Here is a 19,612-nt window from a genome sequence, read left to right as displayed (position 1 = left end):
GTAAAGGTAGAAGTATAAGTAAAACTGGGGGAACAGCATGTCATATGAATATGAACATAAGCAGAAAGATGAATACGAAGATAAGCAGAAAGTGAATGAAACGTGTCCACAAAAGAGATGCACATGAAGCATGAAGCATCAGTGTCGAAGGAAAATGAACATGAGTGCATAGAGGCGGAGGGCAAGAGCACAGATGGAAGAGCACTATAAGAACAATGATGTTGAGGGAAATCAGCATATAGATGGAGAGGAACATAAGCGTACAGATCGAGAGGAACATAAGCGCATAGATGAAGATGGGCATCATAACAGTGATGGAGATCAGGATGTGAATAAGGCCAAGGAAACAGCATCTCTGAGAAAGGTTTGGCCGATTATTGTGCGCTTTATGAAGCCCTATAGATGGGCGGTAATCATTATGTTTCTTTTTATTGCGGCGGACGCGGTGTTCGATTGGGGTCTGGCCTTTGTGCAGGGATTTTTTGTTGATGCAATCCATGACGGAGGACAGGAGAAACTGAATGCTACGGCGATAACCTTTATCGCAGTGTTGATCGGGTTTATCGCATTACTGGCGATGCATCGCTATGTGCTAGTACGGCTCAAAGAATCCATGCATAGGGATATGTCAATGAACCTGCTCCAGCTTTTCAACCAGATGCCTTATCCATGGGCGCGTAGGCAGAAGTCCGGGGATGTGATGCTGCGAATCAAAGAAGATACGAAGCATGGTGCAGAAGTGGTGGAAGCTATAGCAGAAGGAGTCACGGTCGTTTTTATTATCGTTCTCTCGCTGGGGTACTTGTATCGTGCAGATGTATGGGTTGCAGTTATTGCTTTGGTCAGTGCATCTGCAATCTGGTTTACGGCCAGAGTATATGACCAGCGTATTGTGCGCTTGTCGGATGAAGTGGAATCTATGGAGGGTGAGTCACAGCAGCAGATTCAGCAATACATGGAAGGTGTTCCTGTGATCCAGGCATATAACGCTTCGCCATGGTTTCTCACACGCTTGCGTATGCAGCAACAATCACTTAACCGAGTACAGGCGAAGCTGCAGATGACCTTAAGCATATCCGATAATGTGGCGATGACCGTATTTGGTCTGGCTCAATTGGCAGCATTATTTCTGATTGCTTTAGCTGCAGCGAAGGGCGCTTTGTCACCGGGAATGGTTGTGGCAAGTAGCTTGCTGTTTGAACTTGTGGTATGGCCTGTACTAGGCTTGTCCAGTCAGTGGAGCCAGATGCAGTCCAGTATAGGCGCGTTTGCACGGATTTCGTCATGGCTGAATCTAGCACAGGAGCGAGTAGAAGCAGATGATAGACTACAATATAGCTCACGAGAAGGACTAATGGACGATGGACAGCCTATCCTGACACTGGATCAGGTCACGGTATTGGATGAAAGTAGCGGCCGGACTCTTCTGGATCAAATTACGCTCCGACTGGTTCCAGGTGAACTGGTTGCAATTGTGGGGAGTAGCGGATCCGGGAAGTCCACGTTATGCCAAGTGTGCGCAGGGTTAATCAAACCGACTTTTGGGCGCGTAATGCTTGGGAACGAGGCTGTAGAGCAGATTATGGCTCGGGATCAGCAATCCCGGCTGACGTACATGCCGCAGTCACCTGCTTTTTTTACGGGAAAGATTGAAGAGAATATCCGTCTGGGCGCGAGTGCTACATTGAATGAAGTAAAACTTGCGGCTGGACAGGCTGGTTTACACGAATTCATTGAGAATCAGGAAGGCCAGTATGATGCGATTTTGCAGGAAAAAGGAGCTAATCTGTCCGGAGGTCAACGCCAGCGTCTGTCTCTTGCCCGGCTCATGCTGAGATCCTCAGATGTGTATATTTTGGATGAACCGACATCATCGCTGGATAACCTGACAGAACAGTTCGTCATGCATCAACTTCGTCGCTTCATGCAAGAAAAGACGGGATTGCTAGTGACTCATCGCATGGAGGTCGCACGTCAGTGTTCCCGGATTCTAGTGATAAGGCATGGACAAATCGCCGAGGAAGGCACTTATGAGCAGCTGATGGAGCGAAAAGGCTTGTACTATCGAATGAATGTCGGGGATGCAGCGTCGGGAGAGTAAGACTGGAAGAAGGAAGTAACTTGCGATACTAAGTTCATTATGCAATTAACTAGACCGGACGTGGTATAATGTATAGAAACGGAGTTGATGGTCAGATGGCTGATTTGCTCGATCCACGGAACGATTTTGTTTTCAAGCGTATTTTTGGTAGTGAGGAAAACAAAGATGTGTTGCTTGTGTTCTTAAACCGAACGTTTGCGGAATCAGGTGACCCACCATTGACGGAGATTGTACTTCTCAACCCGTATACAAATAAAGATGCTCCTCTAGACAAACAGTCGATTTTTGATATTTGGGCTAAAACGGCAGAAGGTAAGCTGATAAACATTGAGATGCAACTGTTTAATAAATACGATATTGAGAAAAGAACCCTGTACTATTGGAGTAAGCGTTACTCTAGCCAGTTGCAGGAAGGACAGTCCTATAAGGAACTGAAGAAGTGTGTGACGATTAATATTCTAAATTATTCATTTATTGCCAATGAGTAATATCATAATATCTTTCATTTGAGAGAAGATCACACTGGACTTGAACTGAGTGATGATATAGAAGTGCACTTTATGGAACTTTCCAAGCTTGACGGTCAATCTGTCCCCATAGAAGGAGGGTTAATTAACTGGCTTTTGTTCTTAAAGAGTGCTGACAAATCCAATTGGGAGGTGTTGCAAATGAATGAGCCGACATTGAAAAAAGCGATGGATACGTTGGAGTTTCTAAGTCAGGATCGGGAGGCACGTCGATTGTATGAGGAGCGTCAAAAGTACTTGCATGATGAGGCCTCGATGATTGAATGGGCTACGGAAAAGGGAATGGCTCAAGGAGAACAAAAAAAAGCTTTGGAGATTGCCCAAAACATGCTTTCACTAGGAATTGAGGTTTCGGTTATCGTCAAGGCCAGCGGTTTAACAGAGTCCGAGGTCAAAGCGCTTAAAAGCTAAAGCCGTACGTTACAAAAAAATAGTTTGTTTTAATAACGGAAAGCAGCCGTTTGTCTCCACCCGGGATGAACGGTTGTTTTATTTGTGTTTGAGAAGATTCAGGTTTTTACATTAAAACGCGGTTGCTCATTCGGGCTGTGCCCGTTAAACTAAAGGGAGCGGCGTTTTGCTTGACGGACAAGTCATGAGAACGCCATTTTGTTCTCAGGGATGCGGCGTTGATGCCGCGTTTGGATGTCAGAATCGGATAGAACCAAGCCGGTGCAGGAACATCGGTGACAAGTAAGGAGTCTTTACATGAGTGTGCAAGCACCTACTTTAGAAGAGGCGCAGGGTCTCCTGCAAAAATATTATGGTTACCCCGATTTTCGCGAGGGTCAAAAAAAGATCGTTTCCAGCCTGCTCGAATATGAGGATACGCTGGGCATTATGCCGACCGGGGGCGGGAAGTCGATCTGTTACCAGATTCCCGCCCTGTTATATCCGGGGCTGACGCTGGTCGTTTCCCCGTTAATCTCGTTGATGAAAGACCAGGTCGATGCGCTGACGACCGCGGGCATTGCCGCCGCTTATATTAATAGTACGTTAAGCGGCAGAGAAGTGAATGAGCGCATCCGCGCGGCGCAGCGCGGTGAGCTGAAGTTGCTCTACGTCGCGCCGGAGCGACTGGAGCTGGACTGGTTCCGCGATGAGATGGGGCAACTGCCGATCTCGTGCGTGGCAGTGGATGAGGCCCACTGTGTGTCGCAGTGGGGCCATGATTTTCGGACAAGCTACCTGGCGGTAGCGCCGTTTGTGGACAGTTTGCCGGAGCGGCCGGTGGTTGCGGCCTTTACGGCGACGGCGACGCCCGAGGTCATGGGCGATATTCTGCGGCTGCTGCGTTTGCAGGACCCGCAGACGTATGTGACCGGACTTGGGCGAGATAATCTCGCGTTTAGCGTGCTACGCGGCGAGAGCAAAAAAGATTTTGTCTTGAACTACGCGCGCGAACATGCCAGCGAGCCAGGTATTGTATACGCCGCGACCCGTAAGGACGTGGACGATCTGCATCAGCGTTTGTTGCAGGCTGGTTTGCCAGCAGGACGTTACCATGCAGGCATGACGGACGATGAACGGGCGCAGAGCCAGGAGCAGTTTTTGTACGATGATATTCGCGTGATGGTTGCGACCAATGCCTTCGGAATGGGGATCGACAAGTCCAACGTGCGTTATGTGCTTCACTACAGCATGCCGAAAAACATGGAGGCATACGTTCAGGAAGCCGGACGTGCGGGTCGGGACGGTGAGCCAAGTCAGTGTATTTTACTTTTCGGAGCACAGGATATCATCACCCAAAAGTTTCTGATCGAGCAGAACCCGATGGAGGGTGACCGCAAAGCCAACGATTACCGCAAGCTGCAACAGATGGTGGATTACTGTTATACCACACGCTGTTTGCGCAGTGCACAGCTGGATTATTTCGGTGAGGTGCACGAGGACAAGCCTTGCGGCATTTGCAGTTCGTGTACAGATGACCGTGAGCTGGTGGATATGACCATTGATGCGCAAAAAATATTCAGTTGCATTCACCGCATGCGTGAACGCTACGGGGTATCGCTGGTCGCTTCGGTACTTAAGGGTTCCCGTGCCAAAAAAGTGCTGGACTACGGCTTCGATTCCTTGCCAACATACGGGGTTATGGGCAATCGCACAGAGCGCGAAATTGCAGAGATCATCAACGTGATGGTATCCGAAGGTTACCTGATGTTGTCCGAGGGCCAATATCCAGTGGTTCGATTACAGCCGCTGGCGGTGGAAGTGCTGAAAGGTCAACGCGAAGTCATGCAGCGTGTCGTACGGAAAACAGCGGCTACAGCTTCCGGTACAAACTACGGCGGACGCCGCGGACGTGATGCAATGCCATCGGCTGTTAACGAAACGGTGTTCGAACAGCTGCGTCTGATCCGCCGTGATCTGGCTGCCAAAGAACATGTGCCATCCTATATTATCTTTAACGATGCCACCTTGCGCGAGATGAGTGTGGTATGTCCGAAGACAGAACGTGACATGCTGACCATTAAAGGGGTCGGTGAGGTCAAGTACCGCAAGTATGGACTGCCGTTCCTGGAATTCTTTCAGAAACAATCGGGTGAAGAAGTGGATACGGACGATGATGCCTTTTATGAATATGAGTGATATATGTTAGCGATATGTGATAGTGAATATTTCGTGAGTGATGAGGATAAATGACAAGAGATAAGTGATATCTGATCTGTGACCGAGGCCTACAGACTTGACAGGCTGCTCAAGTAGAGGATGGAAAGCTAACGATCCTCATGGAGCTTATTTGCCCTGAATCGGGGACATTTGAAAGCTAACGATCTCCAGGAAGCTTATTTCATTCAAAATTCTGAAAAATGAGTCTGATCAAGCTGATTTTAGCAGAATAGCGTCTCTGGGGATCGTTAGAATTTTCAAAAGCCCGAATATGCCGAAATAAGGCTTCTCCTGATCGTTAGCGCTCGCAGTAGAGGGCAGCGGACTTGCACTAGCCATAGGCGATGGGGCTGGGCGATATTTGACTAATGTGCCTGGATGGATGAGCATATCGGAGTGGATTGTGCGCTGAAACGTGAACAGAAACAGAATAGAACTAGATCTTATGCAGATAAAGAAGTAGAACAAGATAACGAACAAGACAAGAAGCACAATAAGAACCAGTACCAGAGACAAGATCGGGATAGAAACGGATTCAAAAATCAGGATAAGTATCTCATAAAGTGTGTCCCTGCTGAGTAGACAAAACGAGCGAGATTGTCTTTTAGAGGGTGGACATGGACGTAAAAGGTGGCTAACGAGTGTGAATACAGTATATAGTGATTTTGAAGGAATTAAGTCTATATATTGTAGTTTTTGTTGGCTGGAGAGTGTATTTGTTTTTTAAAGAGGTGTCCACTCTTTGAAAGACAAATTGAGGATTTGTTTATGAGACATGGACGGTTATAGCACAGGGACTGGTTAATAGATCTTGTTTTTAGTCGGGCAAAAAGTGTGTTTTAAAAGAAGTGTCCACTCTTTGGAAGATAATTTAGGGATTTGTTTATGAGGTGTGGACGGTTATAACATAAGGACTGGTTATTAGATCTTGTTAATAGCTCCTGGGCGTGTGTTGGTACTATTACGTGATGCGCATGTACTTGCGCGGTTGCCGGTGTGCTTTTGTGCAAGTGTGGCGAGAGATAAGGCTCGGACTTGCATTAGAGGTTTGTCTGAGCAGCATCCGGGGCAGGATGGCTGTGAGGCTTTACTTTTCCAAAAAAATATATGGTCTGGGTGTCCAGGCAAAGGTTGTGAACCATGAAGGTAATTTTATCGACTTTGAATGCAAAGTACATCCATACCTCGCTGGCGCTGCGGTGTTTGAAGGCGTACAGTGAGAAGGATTTTGATATTGAGCTCGCGGAGTATACGATCAAAGACCCGGTCATGAATATTGTGTCGGATCTGTACCAGCGCGGGGCGGATGTGATTGGGTTTTCGTGTTACATCTGGAATATTGAAGAGACGATTAAAGTAATTGATAATCTGAAAAAGGTTATGCCTGACGTGAAAATTTTGCTCGGCGGGCCGGAGGTGTCCTACGACACCGAATATTGGATGAACCGGATTCCTAATGTCGATTTTATCGTCATGGGTGAAGGGGAAGAAACGTTACATCAGCTTTTGACGGAGCTGGAGGGCAGTAAAAAGTTCCATTTTGTCTATGGGCTGGCGTATCGCAAAGGGGAAGAGGTCATTCTCATGCCAGGACGTCCGAAAGCGGACTTGAATGATCTGCCTTCGCCGCATCGATTTGAAGAGGATATCCCGGATCTCGGGAAGCGGGTTGTTTATTTTGAGACCAGCCGGGGCTGTCCGTTTAGTTGTCAGTTCTGTCTTTCCAGTATTGAAGTCGGCGTGCGGTATTACGATATCGAGCGGACGAAGTCGGATATTCTGTACCTGATCGAGAAGGGTGCGAAGCTGATCAAGTTTGTGGATCGTACGTTTAACATCAAACGGGATTATGCGATGGAGATGTTTAAGTTTTTGATCGAGAATCATCAGGGAACGGTGTTTCAGTTTGAAATTACGGCTGACATTATGCGTCCTGAGGTGCTCGACTATTTGGCAGAGAATGCGCCGCCGGGTACGTTCCGCTTCGAAATCGGGGTGCAGTCCACGAATGATCCGACGAATGAACTGGTGAAACGCCGTCAGAACTTTGCCAAGCTGAGCCGTACGGTGAACAAGGTCAAAGCCAGCGGCAAGATCGACCAGCATTTGGATCTGATCGCAGGACTACCGGAGGAAGATTACAATACGTTCCGCAAGACGTTTAACGATGTGTTTGCTTTGGGGCCGGAAGAGCTACAGCTTGGATTCCTGAAAATGCTTCGCGGTACGGGACTGCGTCTGGATGCGGAAAAGTACAATTATACGTACATGGATCATGCGCCGTATGAGATTTTGGGCAGTGACGTGTTGCCATTTAGCGACATCGTTCGCCTAAAGCGGCTCGAAGATGTATTGGAGAAATACTGGAATGCACACCGGATGGATCATACGCTGAAGTATTTGATGGAGCAGGAATTTGATTCACCGTTTGATTTCTTCCAGGCCTTTGGCGATTACTGGGAGGGTCAGGGCTGGCAGAAGATCGGACACCAGCTAGAGGATTTGTTCACTCGTCTGCATAGCTTCTTAGAGTCACGGAACACGCCGCACATGGATATTGTTCTGGGTTTGATGAAGCTGGATTATTTCCTGGGACATAAGTATAAGCCGCGTAAAATCTGGTGGGACGATGTGCTCCAGAAAGATCAATGGGCGGGCTATATGAAAACGTTGGCTGAACGTCCAGAAGACGTTCGCTTGCCTCGTGTTGCCGGAGCCTCTGGCTCGGCATGGCTGGAAAGCAGCGGCGCGAGTGGAACGGCCGCTGCCGGAACTTCGGCGGCTGCCGGAGAGGACACTGCCGCGGATGCGGCGGGTGTGATCGGCAGCCATGCCGGGGATGCTGCGTCGCTGGCAGTGCGCGACGCAGCAGAGTCCGCCGCGGATGGAGCGGCGGACCTGGGGAAAGGCAACGCTTCGCGTGCGTTGCCGATGACCTCGGCCATGACCGCACAGACGGTCATGGGTGCCCGTGCTTTCGCCGATCTGGGACTCGGCGAAAAGGAACTGCAGAAGCACGCCGTACTGGACGTGCTTCCGTTCCGGCTTGAGCGTGTGCTAGCTGGCGCCAGCCCGCTTGCCGCGAAAGGCCAGACGCTGCTGGTTGTCGTATACCAGCAGCACGAAGACCAGCAGGCGCAGTATTACACGCTGCCGCTGGGAGAAGAAGCCGCTGCCATGTAGATGCAGCGACCATATGTCCGAAAGCATCGGAAGATCATTGGACTCCCTTACGGGATGAAAATGATCTTCCTTTTTTTATTTTCCAAATTCAATAGAATTCATATATCCAATTGGGCTTAAGGAGAATGTCGTATGAACAACCGAACAGAAGCTTCCATCATTTTAACCAAAGGTTCTGCTGATACATTATATGTGCAAATTCCATATAATATGGTCCACATTCAGCGCATTCGTCAGGTAACAGGAAGAAGGTGGGAATCTGATGCAAAACGCTGGATCATCCCCTACTCAGAGGCATCTCTTCAGGAGTTTACAAAGCACTTTAATGCGATAGATGTAGAGATTTCCGCGGAGTTGTGGGTAGAGAGTGAGCTTTTAAGGAACTGGAAGTTAAGTGGAGAGCAAACACAATGGAAGAGAGAAGAATTGCAGCAAGCTCTAAAATTAAGAGGATACAGTCGTAAAACGATTAAAGCATATTGTAATCAGGTTGAACGATTTGTGGCCAGTCTTCCTCAGATCGATACAGAAATCAGTGCATCTCATGTTCACACATATTGTTTGAGTTTACTTGAGCGAGGAATTTCCCATTCCAGTGTGAATCAAACGATTAGTGCGATCCGATTTTATTGTAAACATGTGTTACTCCATCCTGCCGAGTTTCAATATATACGTCCCAAAAAGCAGACGAAGCTGCCCAATGTCATGTCCGAAACAGAAGTCACCCAACTGCTGAAAGCTGTGATTAATCTCAAGCATAAGACGATTCTCTACCTTACGTACTCAGCTGGGCTCCGTGTAGGCGAAGTCGTTCGTCTACGCTATAGCGATCTGGATATTGAGCGTCAAACCATTATCGTAAGGCAGGGAAAAGGTCAAAAGGATCGGAGAACTCTTCTATCCAATCTTGCTTGGGAGTTTGTACAGAAGTACATCGCCGAATACAAACCTGATCGTTGGTTGTTTCCGGGACAATCTTCAGATCGACATCTTACAGAGCGCAGTGTACAAAAGGTTTTTGAAGAAGCTAGACAACGAGCAGGTATTGTAAAAAAGTGTAGCATTCATGCTTTGCGGCACTCCTTTGCTACACATTTGCTGGAAAACGGAACAGACCTGCGCTATATTCAGGAGCTTCTTGGTCATACAAGTGCACAAACCACACAGCGATATACGCACGTGAGCACGAAAAATATCCAGCGTATTCAAAGCCCGCTGGATCGTATGGATATGGGAGATTGAGTATCTCAAAGTTCTCCCTTTTTCACCAAATTTTTCTTCGCAAATACCACCCCATAGGTTATCATATATGTAGTTCATATATTACTTTGAATGTGTGGTATTTATGAAGTACATAAATTAGAAGTTAACTGAAATACTTGCAAGATCAAAAAAATGAAATGAGTGATGGCATGGCATTACAAGCAGAAACACTTGTAGAAGAGTGGTTTAATAGAAATGGTTATTTTACGATTTGTGGTATTAAAGAAAACATCGATGAAATTGATATTCTCGCAAGTAAAAATACAGATATAAATACATGGGATTGTATTTATTGTGAAGTACAGGTCAGTGTCAGGCCTGTAGGTTACATAAGCAAGCTTACTAAAGAGTTAATGGAAGAATTAAAAGGACTTACAAAAACTAGTGCCAAGTTAAGAAATGAGCAACAAATTAAAGAATGCGCTATTGCTTGGGTTCGAAATAAATATGAAACAGATAAAAAAGTGAAATTGCGTAATAGATTCATGCTTAATGCGAACTGGAAATACATTCTAGTTCATGGAAATGTAAAAGATCAAAAAGAACTTATACACATATCTCAACAAGGAGTAGGATTGATACCTTTCTCACAGATACTCGATGATCTTTGTACAAAGCAAACTAGTATAGACATTTCAGGATCATCGGCGGGAGACCTAATAGAAATTATTAATTTTATGAAAGTTAAATAAAAGGCAAGCACATCAGTTAACAATATATTCACGCTGCGGACATACGTCCTGGGTCCGGCATTCGCCGGACACCCAGCATACGCTGAGTCGTGAATACAGAAACGTTATCGGAAATCAATGAGAGGGAATAGAAAATTAAATTGACAATCATCATTTGATGACATACGATGTCATCAAATGATGATTGGGGTGAGATGTTATGAAAAATTTTGAAGAAAAACATCCAGATGAATACTTTAAAGATAATGATTTTTTTACTCCGAATGAAGCTGCATTTCGATGGAAGCTTAAGAGAAATACGGTGATTGCTGCATTAAATCGCGGAAGATTTAACGATTTCATTCAAAATGGTTTGGTAAAAAGATTTACTCTTAAAGGATCACCAGATTGGTATATTTCTGCAACTGCAATGAGAGCAGTTTTTGGAGAAGAAGATAAGGTTCAGGTATTTGAGTTGTGGAATCGGATAGACGATGAATCAAAACCTAAACAATCTATCTGTTTTAATGGGCGGAATATTTATACAACTCAAATTGATGAGGACGTACCTATTGAGGTTTTGGAAAACATGAGGAAATGCGACAATTATCGGGATGCAAGAAGAATCGTACAAGAATATTTATGTGCCAAAGAAGGAAAAGATTATGTGATAAATATTGAAATTGTGGAATTAGAAAATAAGTTAGTAGTTAACTATACAGATTTCTTTGTTGCTCATCGTATAAATGACGAGAACCATCGTGCGGAAGTTAAGTCCATTCTAAATAAAATGAGAAGTTATCTAGAATTAAATAAAAACGTAGAATTCACACGCTTGTCTACCGATTTACTTTCAAAGAATGTAATAACAATTCAAATGGGGGTTATCACTTCAATAGCAGAATTGAATGATTTCGAAAAAGAATATAGCTGATATACAAAAAATGTATTGATTTTATTAAATCGTAACTCGAAGATGATGTTTGTTTCGAACATAGCATTGAAATCCGATAACATAATATTCACGCTGCGGGCATTCGTCCTTGATCCGGCAGTCGCCGGACACCCGACATGCGTCGGGTCGTGAATACAGGAACGTTAGATGAAATATGACAATAGAAAGAGGAAGAAAGATGAAAGAGTTATCACATACTTTAAAACAAGAGTTAGAATCCATGGGGGTTCATCTATTTGAAATAGACGAAAGCAATTTAAGCAAAACCAAGCAGTTTAGATGCAACTACTATATATACGATTCAGATAAACAGCATACAAACCATGTGGTATATATTAAAGAAATAGTAGGCACATTACATCCTTCATACGAAGGTCTATCATTTTTAGACATATTCACAAAACTTAAAAGGAGAGAAAGAATTGTATCAAACTATCTGGGGAATTCATCCTATTATACTGAACAATTAACTCGGGATATATCTTCTGATGAAAATGATCGACCATGTTTTATAAAACTAAATAATGAATATTATGTTGATACCGGTAATCACCGAATTACTATTTGCAAATTAAAGAAATTTGATTATATTGTAGCGAATGTTACAGAATATTTTTCGAATCCAGACAAACAAAAATTGTGGGATGGGTATATTCGTAGAGGCTTTAAATTGGATTATGACTCAACTAATGATCGATTGACAGTCTTCTTTGATGATGATTATTTGTACTTCGATGACCGTACGGTAAGTGAACTTACTGAATTTCTCATTCTTTATGATAAAATTTCAATTCATAAATTAGGTTTTATTAAAAACAGAAAGTTAAGAAGTCAGAGTATGAAGTATAATTATTCAAATGCCAGTTTTCAATTTAATAGAGTATTCAATAAACTATTACAATTTAAAAAAAACAGCTGTTAGCTTTTCAAGAGGACCATACTTCATCTAACATAATATTCGCGCTGCGGACATTCGTCCTGGGTTCGGCATTCGCCGGACACTCAGCATAAGCTGAGTCGTGAATACAGGAACGTTAGCTGAAATTGCCTAGTACATTTAAGTTAAAGGAGATAAAAATGACTGATAACTATGAAATTACACTAAAAACTAATTTTTCTTTTAATCAGATACAGTCTGCAGTATTTTTGGCAAGGAGTGCTTTAGAAGTCGAGAAAAATAAAAACAATAGTAATGATGTAGTTACTCGAATTCAATATGAATCTTATGTTACAGGCGCACTATTGTGTACAGTTGGTTATTTAGAAGCTACAATAAATGAATTTTTCTCCAATATAAAAGATGTGAATTATAATAATAATAAGAGATTACAATCTAAGAAGAGAGAATTAATTAACTCAATGTGGGAACTAGGTGTACCAAAGACAGCTAAATACAGTATTTTAGAGAAATATCAAATCGCTCTTACATTAGCTGATAAAAATCTTTTTAAAAAGGGAGTTAGCCCTTATCAAGATGTGTATTTATTAATTCAAGTTAGAAATGCAATTACTCACTATGAGCCAGAATGGGTTACAACTGAATCGGAATTCCCAGAAAAAATAACTGAGCAGGCTTTAGAAAAGAAACTGAAAAATAAATTTGGTCTAAATCCTTTTGCTAATTCGCCTGATCCATTTTTTCCTGATAAATGTTTAAGTTACGAGTTCATCAAATGGGGTATACATTCTTCCATAAAGCTTACAGAAATGTTTTTTGAGGAACTAGATTTGAATTATCCTATATCATGGCTTTTAAACAATGAAATCTATAATTTGAATCTTGAGTAATTTAATACGGCAAGCAACATCAGCTAACATAATATTCACGCTGCGGGCATACGCCCTTGGCCCGGCATACGCCAGACACTCGACATGCGTCGAGTCGTGAATACAGGAACGTTAGCAGAAATTAATGCAAAGGGGAACCCAAAAACATGAACACCATACTTGAACAGTTTGTGCCAAACTTTAAATTAACGAATGACCTAAAGTATGATATCCAGAAGTTTTTCACAATACATAATGACAAAGAAACATTGGAACATACATTGAAAGTCGCAGCTGAAGCAAGACGAGTTGCTCAATTATATAATGCAGATCCATTGAAAGCGGAGCAAGTAGGGCTTCTTCATGATATAAGTAATGTCATTCCAGTGAAAGAAATGTTACATGTTGCAGAAGTGCTTTCAATAGAAATCTTGCCGGAAGAGAGAACTTATGCCCGAATCTTACATCAAAAGCTATCAAAAGCAATGGCTTTTGAAATATTTAAAATTGATGATCAAGAAATGTTAAGTGCAATAGAGTGTCATACAACTATGAAGCCACATTCCTCTTTATTGGATAAAGTCTTATTTATTTCTGATAAGATCTCATGGGAACTTCCAGGAGACCATCAATATTTGAAGGACATACGAACAAAAGTGGATGAACACAAAATAACAGAAGGAATACTAATCTATTTAAATAACATATGGGAACAAAGAGACAAATTGAAATTAGTCCATCCGTGGTTAATAAAAGCAAGAGAAGAACTTTTGAAGCAATTCTAAGATGACATTAACATCTGCTAACATCATATCCATGCTTCGGGCCTGACGGCCCTCGGTCCGCTTGAAGCGATCGGCAGGGAAGCAGAATCAGCGGACACATCCGCACCGACTAATCGCATCGCGGCCGCTTCCGTTGGTCGCTTAAGTAGGTGGGACGTCGTGGATACAGGTACGTTAGACGAAATCTTACCAAAGCGAGATAAGCTATAAAAAAGTATGTGAAGTGAATGGAAAGTGCCTTTTATTTATACCTCTCAAGCAAAGGCAGGTAGCAAAAACTGTGGAAGATATTATTTATAATTATTACGAGCTGTTATACAGCCAGAGGTTAGAAGAGTCGCAAGAGCTTTTAGATTGGAATATCAAGGAAGCAAGCATTATTGATTACTACTCTACAATGAATAAGATGGCAACAAAGTATAAGATAAAGCGAGTCAAAGACATAGTTATAACTGCGATCAACGAGACTGATCAGAGAGGAGAAGCTGTTGTAAACATTATTTATGAAGACGAAGATCAGAAAGAAATTATAGAAGTGAATTGGATAAAGGGCATTCAAAACATACAAAAAGAATGGAAAATCACATCAATAAGAAGAAAGTAGATATAAGAAAAATCAAGCGTATCGAAGAAGAGTAAGACTTCGTCTAACATAATATTCACGCTGCGGGCATATGCCCTTGGTCTGGCATTCGCCAGACACTCGACATATGTCGAGTCGTGAATACGGGAACGTTATCTGAAATTTCGGTAAAACAAAATTAAAAATCTGCTTGGAGTGATCACTGATGGAAAAACTAGGTGGTAAGGAAGTAAACAGTGTCCTGGGGTACATCGGTGGCGAAGGAGGTTACCTTGGTAACTTTACATATGCTTCTCATGCTCAATTTTATCCTATGTATTGTGGTGTAGACATTGATCCCAATGAATATGAAGGTACAACAAGACAAAGATTTATAAAAATATTATCCGAAGCTGAACCGTTTATTCAGTCGAAGATATTACAGGGAGTAATAGATAAATGTACTTTGGAGTATTTTGAAGACCGGTTCAATGAAGGATTCTTGACTCAATATGAATTCGAGCAAAAAAAACGAATTCACTATAATATACTGACTTGGATTTCTGGATTAAAAGGGCAAGGATTACTTGAAGCAAAAGACCTTGTCTACAATTATAATTTCGTACAAGAAACACTTGATCAGTGTCAAACATTGATTTCTCAACATAATTGTCGAAGTGCTGTTGATAGAGCACATACTGCTCTACATGGCTACTTAAAAGAAACTTGCAAAAATGCAGGACTGATACTTAAAGAAAACAATCCTAGAATACAAGATTACTGGAGTAAGTTGAAACAGGAACATCCTAGTATACTTGTAGATTATTCACAAAGTCATTTACCAATCAATCAAATCATTAATGCGATTGGTAAACTGCTTGAGAATTTAAATGATATAAGAAATAACAAATCTTATACACATCCTAATGAAGAAATAATCGGTGAAGAAGAGGCAAAACTTGTTATAAATTTATTTAGAAGTATTTTGAACTATATTGATTCCAAGATATAGGGAGAGGGAGAGCGTTTGGAAGCTGAACAAAGAAGTACCAAACATCAGCTAACATAATATTCATACTGCGGCTCCGATGAAGCCTTGGTCTGCTTGGTGGATTTCGAAGAGGCATTTCAGCAGACAACCCCTCTGGGGTTCATAAATACAGGAACGTTATCTGAAAGAATACATATTACAAAACTAGGAGTGACAAAATGTATAACCTTTTTATTACTAGCCAAGATGACGCTTGGGAAAAACATCATTATGAAATAGATAAAAGTAGATTTTTAGAGTATACAAACATGGATATCAGTGATGTTTTTAAAAATGCTAAACAAGATCAATTGGATGTACTTAAATCATATCCTTGTTTGTTCACTTATGAGGGTTTTGAAGGGTATTCCAAAGTTGGTTATTTGGAAAAGATTACTGACAGGGGAAGAATGTATCTTATTGAGTATTCATTTGATAAAGAAATACCAACTATAAAATCTTCGGATTTGGAAGATATCGCGTTATTATTAGACATCAGAGGTTGGGAGATTAATCGGACTCATTGGGCAATCAAAGATGAAGATTTATTAATACGTCTAAGTGAAGCAAACCTTATTAAGATTGAAGTAGATAAGAATGATACTGTTCTACCTGATCCAGTGGAATCAGATAGTATAGTAGTAGAGTCGGTAAAATCATATATTGAAGAAATTTTTAAGCTAAGCAATGATCAAGACAATGATACTTTTTATAGAGGGCATTCAGATAAAAAAGTATATAAACTTGTACCCTCTCTTTTTAGAAAAGATAAAGCCGGAAATTACAAATTTCTTGACAACGAAAATGTAATGTTTAATGAAATGATATTATCTAATTCTTCTGATTTTTCAATGGATACGAGTACTTTGGATAAGTTAGTAAGAATGCAACATTATTCACTGCCAACACGCTTGCTAGATATAACTTCTAATCCACTTATCGCTTTGTATTTTGCATGTTCTTCAAATGGAAACATGAATGTTGAGGGTGAGGTTATTATTTTTAAAATAAACAAGAGTCATATTAAGTACTTTGATTCTGATAAAGCGAGTTGTATATCAAATCTAGCGAAATTATCGAAAGATGATAAAGAAAACATTATATTCGAGGCTGATGTGGAGGGATTTAACAAGCAACAAATTGTTGGTAGATTACTTCATTACATCATGGAAGAGAAGCCATTTTTTCAGCCAAGAATAGTGCCAACAGACTTACAAGATATCTTGTGTATTAAAAGTAAGCGAGCAAATAGTAGAATATACTCACAATCAGGAGCATTTTTGCTTTTTGGTCATGAAGCAGTTATGAATGAAGAAGGAACCGAAGATATTACAGTAAGAAGGATAACTATTGTAAATAAGCAAAAGATTTTAAATGAACTTGATGCATTAAATATTAATGATAGTACAGTCTTTCCATATATCGAGAATACAGCAAAGTATATAGCAAAGAAATTTGAATTCATAAGCAAATAATTCGAAAAGTCCTTCAGATAACAAAATATTCACGCAGTCGGCGTTCGCCCTTGATCCGGCATTCGCCGTACACCCGACATAAGTCGGGCCGTGAATACAACAATGTTATACGAAAGGACGAAGTTTAAGCAATTATCATAAAATTTTACGTTATCTATGAGGAGAAAACTATTATGTGGGGTATGGTGTCAACGGTGTTTAGCATCATAAGTTTAATAGCATCAATAATAGCATTGTATTTTCTTAATGGAAAAATCAAAGGAGACAGTGTTCAAACATTAAGAAAAGTGAAGTTTTATATATATATTTTGATTGCAATCAATGGCACTAGTCTACTTTTTAGACTAATTTAAGTTAATAAAAATCTATGGGATTGAAAGTAACTCAAGCCCTCTATGTATAACACAGCATTAGCGCATCGTCGCAAGCTCTTCGGTCACGGATAAGAAGTTGCAGAGAAATGGATCCACGTGCCAACCCTGCAAGGCTAAGTCTGCGATCCGTTTCGCATTCGCTTTACTTAAGCCTCTCGGGTTTGTTGATGCAAGAATGTTATACGAAATTTGAAAAAGTGCGGAGGACCATATGAAAGAAGACAAACATTCAAACAGTCTTCAGAACTATAAAGATTTTATTGATGGATTAGTCGAAATTCGGCCTGGAGTATTATCGAGATGGGTGCTGACTACTGGGTGGCCAAAGACAGAAGAAAATATAAAAGTTAATGAATTCATTGGTTCGCTGTCTGAAGAACAAAAACAATTACTTGCACAAATCATTCAACAATCACGAGATGGTGGTATACATGACGTTTTGGTCTACTTAAATGATGAAATAAACCTGAATGGAATGAAATTAATAAAAAATGACATTGAAATAGCAAAGGAACCTTTTGATTCAGAGATGTATTTTGACTGGTTATGTAGAAGGAGATCCGTGGCCGGATTCGGAGAAGTAGTAAGACTTCGTATAACATAATATTCTAGTTGCGTCTCCTTCGGAGTCTTGGTTTGCGAGAAGCATTTCGAAGAGGGATTTCAGCAGATAACTCCTTCGGGGTTCATGAATACAGAAACGTTATAAGAAATAGCCGCAAAGGGAGGAATAATTGGTGTTAGAATTAGAGAAAAATGAGCTCGAGGCTGTTCACTTTTTATGCAGCGGTATAAGTAATACAGTTCTTTTTGCGAGTATAGAAGGAAATATAGGAAGGACATGGATTGACAGTAAGAAGGAGCCCACGTACTCCGTAATTATTGCAGGAGATTTCGCATTCTTACTTGGAAGTGTCGAAGCTTTGAAAGAAGTAGATGTTCCATTGCGGTTTGTTCTTGAAGAATGCAAGGGGAAAATCATAATTACGAATGAGTTTTCTTGGATATCCCTTTTATCTCGACATTACTCGGATTCATTCCAAAAGTTTAACCGGTATTCCTTTAAGAAAGAACCGACTTTCCAAATAGAACAATTAAAAGAGAACATAAAAATGATGGATACTGCTTTCAAAATCGTACCCATAGATGAACATATTTACCCAATGGTACTGCAAGATCCCTTTATGGCAGATTGTTGTTGTTTCTTCTCTTCCTTAGAAGAATTTATGCAACATGGAATTGGATTTGTTATCCTCAAGGATAATCAGATTATTGCCGGTGCTTCTTCTTATACTTATCATGAAGGGTGTATTGAAGTTACAATTGGGACACATCCTTTGTACAGGCGCCAAGGTTTGGCACTAGCTTGCGCATCAAAATTGATTCTTGAATGCCTGAGCCGAAATATCCACCCAAACTGGGAGGCAGCCAACATAGAGTCAGTTGCTCTTGCAGAAAAATTAGGTTACAAATTGGAAAAAGAATACGAAGTGTATTCCATATAAACAGTCACACTACAGGGACTGCGTTAAGATAACAGGACACGGTAGTTGAGTGTTGCAAAGAAAATAATTGTAGGTACTTCAAAGAAGGCGGATACATCTATAACAACATATCTACGCCGCGTCGCTATCGCTCCTTGGTTTGTCCGAGGATTTTCGAAAAATTGGATTCCCGCAGGCACTTCTGCAAGGCTAAGTGGCTGAGCCACCCAGTCACTTTGCTCCTTTAAGCCTTTCGGGCTCGTGAATAGAGGAACGTTAGGCGAAATCAGTAAGAGAGGGGACAACATAATGCTTGCACTAAGACTTACCAAAGACTTATTGAAAGATATGAAAGTGACTCCAGTTGAAGATATCAATGCAGCTTTGTTTTTAAGCTGGCATGTAAATATTTATAACTTGAACAAACGAAAACACATTGTTTTTGTGAACGATTTAACTAGATTAGCTATTATCATTGATGGAATCAGAACAGGGCAAATAGAGCGTTTGAAAGAAAAATTTTCGATAACTCTTCGGGAATACTTACTCCGAGAGGGCGTTAATGAAAGTCTTATCAATAGATATTTTGCGAATAGCGAAGAAGTAGTTATCTCGAAAACAAACAATAGAAGCGTCCTAGGAACGATGAAAGAAGTTACGTGGTTTATTGAAGATGATTTTCACGATAGCATTGAACGTATGAAGTGGCTAAATAGAATGATTCATAAATCAATAGATTACAAGGAACCGATCAATTATTTTAAAGAATCCTTATGGAATATTAACAACTACAACATAATTATCTGAGGCTTTTGGAGATTCCGA

15 protein-coding genes and 1 pseudogene are annotated in these 19,612 nt (G+C 41.3%); all 16 read left to right on the top strand.

The features are described from left to right. Positions 1–193 precede the first annotated feature (193 nt). On the top strand, positions 194–2,101 hold the full coding sequence (locus tag H7T88_RS04300; RefSeq protein ID WP_221787187.1) for an ABC transporter ATP-binding protein: 1,908 nt from the start codon (positions 194–196) through the stop codon (positions 2,099–2,101). A gap of 95 nt (positions 2,102–2,196) precedes the next feature. Then, a pseudogene (locus H7T88_RS04295) lies at positions 2,197–3,039 on the top strand (Rpn family recombination-promoting nuclease/putative transposase). A gap of 297 nt (positions 3,040–3,336) precedes the next feature. Continuing rightward, on the top strand, positions 3,337–5,217 hold the full coding sequence (gene recQ, locus H7T88_RS04290; protein WP_090921798.1) for a DNA helicase RecQ: 1,881 nt from the start codon (positions 3,337–3,339) through the stop codon (positions 5,215–5,217). Between the two features lie 1,161 nt (positions 5,218–6,378). After that, positions 6,379–8,421 carry a B12-binding domain-containing radical SAM protein gene (locus H7T88_RS04285; protein WP_221787186.1) on the top strand — a complete coding sequence of 681 codons (2,043 nt, stop codon included), beginning with the start codon at positions 6,379–6,381 and terminating at the stop codon, positions 8,419–8,421. Between the two features lie 132 nt (positions 8,422–8,553). Continuing rightward, complete coding sequence (locus H7T88_RS04280) at positions 8,554–9,663, top strand: tyrosine-type recombinase/integrase (RefSeq protein WP_260510695.1); 1,110 nt, start codon at positions 8,554–8,556, stop codon at positions 9,661–9,663. Positions 9,664–9,800: 137 nt separating this feature from the next. Then, a complete protein-coding gene (locus tag H7T88_RS04275; protein ID WP_221787185.1) occupies positions 9,801–10,376 on the top strand; it encodes a hypothetical protein in 576 nt (191 codons plus the stop codon). Between the two features lie 199 nt (positions 10,377–10,575). Then, entirely contained in the window at positions 10,576–11,289 is a 714-nt protein-coding gene (locus H7T88_RS04270) for a helix-turn-helix domain-containing protein (RefSeq protein WP_221787181.1), read from the top strand. A gap of 199 nt (positions 11,290–11,488) precedes the next feature. Next, a complete protein-coding gene (locus H7T88_RS04265) occupies positions 11,489–12,232 on the top strand; it encodes a hypothetical protein (RefSeq protein WP_221787180.1) in 744 nt (247 codons plus the stop codon). A 155-nt stretch (positions 12,233–12,387) separates the two neighbouring features. Further along, the gene (locus H7T88_RS04260; RefSeq protein ID WP_221787178.1) at positions 12,388–13,098 is read left to right on the top strand and encodes a hypothetical protein; all 711 of its coding nucleotides are present in this window, start codon (positions 12,388–12,390) and stop codon (positions 13,096–13,098) included. A gap of 146 nt (positions 13,099–13,244) precedes the next feature. After that, positions 13,245–13,862 carry a bis(5'-nucleosyl)-tetraphosphatase (symmetrical) YqeK gene (yqeK, locus tag H7T88_RS04255; protein ID WP_221787175.1) on the top strand — a complete coding sequence of 206 codons (618 nt, stop codon included), beginning with the start codon at positions 13,245–13,247 and terminating at the stop codon, positions 13,860–13,862. Between the two features lie 280 nt (positions 13,863–14,142). Continuing rightward, positions 14,143–14,466, top strand: a complete 324-nt coding sequence (locus H7T88_RS04250) for a hypothetical protein (protein ID WP_221787163.1) — start codon at positions 14,143–14,145, stop codon at positions 14,464–14,466. A 184-nt stretch (positions 14,467–14,650) separates the two neighbouring features. Next, positions 14,651–15,436, top strand: a complete 786-nt coding sequence (locus tag H7T88_RS04245) for an abortive infection family protein (protein WP_221787162.1) — start codon at positions 14,651–14,653, stop codon at positions 15,434–15,436. Positions 15,437–15,633: 197 nt separating this feature from the next. Then, complete coding sequence (locus H7T88_RS04240; RefSeq protein WP_221787159.1) at positions 15,634–16,929, top strand: FRG domain-containing protein; 1,296 nt, start codon at positions 15,634–15,636, stop codon at positions 16,927–16,929. 585 nt (positions 16,930–17,514) lie between these two features. Further along, positions 17,515–17,907 (top strand): DUF6547 family protein, encoded by a 393-nt coding sequence (locus tag H7T88_RS04235; RefSeq protein ID WP_260510694.1) that lies wholly within the window; start codon positions 17,515–17,517, stop codon positions 17,905–17,907. 133 nt (positions 17,908–18,040) lie between these two features. Continuing rightward, positions 18,041–18,808 (top strand): GNAT family N-acetyltransferase, encoded by a 768-nt coding sequence (locus H7T88_RS04230; RefSeq protein WP_221787157.1) that lies wholly within the window; start codon positions 18,041–18,043, stop codon positions 18,806–18,808. Between the two features lie 288 nt (positions 18,809–19,096). Continuing rightward, complete coding sequence (locus tag H7T88_RS04225) at positions 19,097–19,594, top strand: DUF6933 domain-containing protein (protein WP_221787154.1); 498 nt, start codon at positions 19,097–19,099, stop codon at positions 19,592–19,594. Positions 19,595–19,612 lie beyond the last annotated feature (18 nt).

Origin of the sequence: Paenibacillus cucumis (ex Kampfer et al. 2016) (assembly GCF_019748695.1) — a bacterium.
Lineage (GTDB): Bacteria > Bacillota > Bacilli > Paenibacillales > Paenibacillaceae > Paenibacillus > Paenibacillus polysaccharolyticus.
Note: the sequence above shows the minus strand (reverse complement) of the source record. Positions and strands in the feature narration are given on the sequence as shown.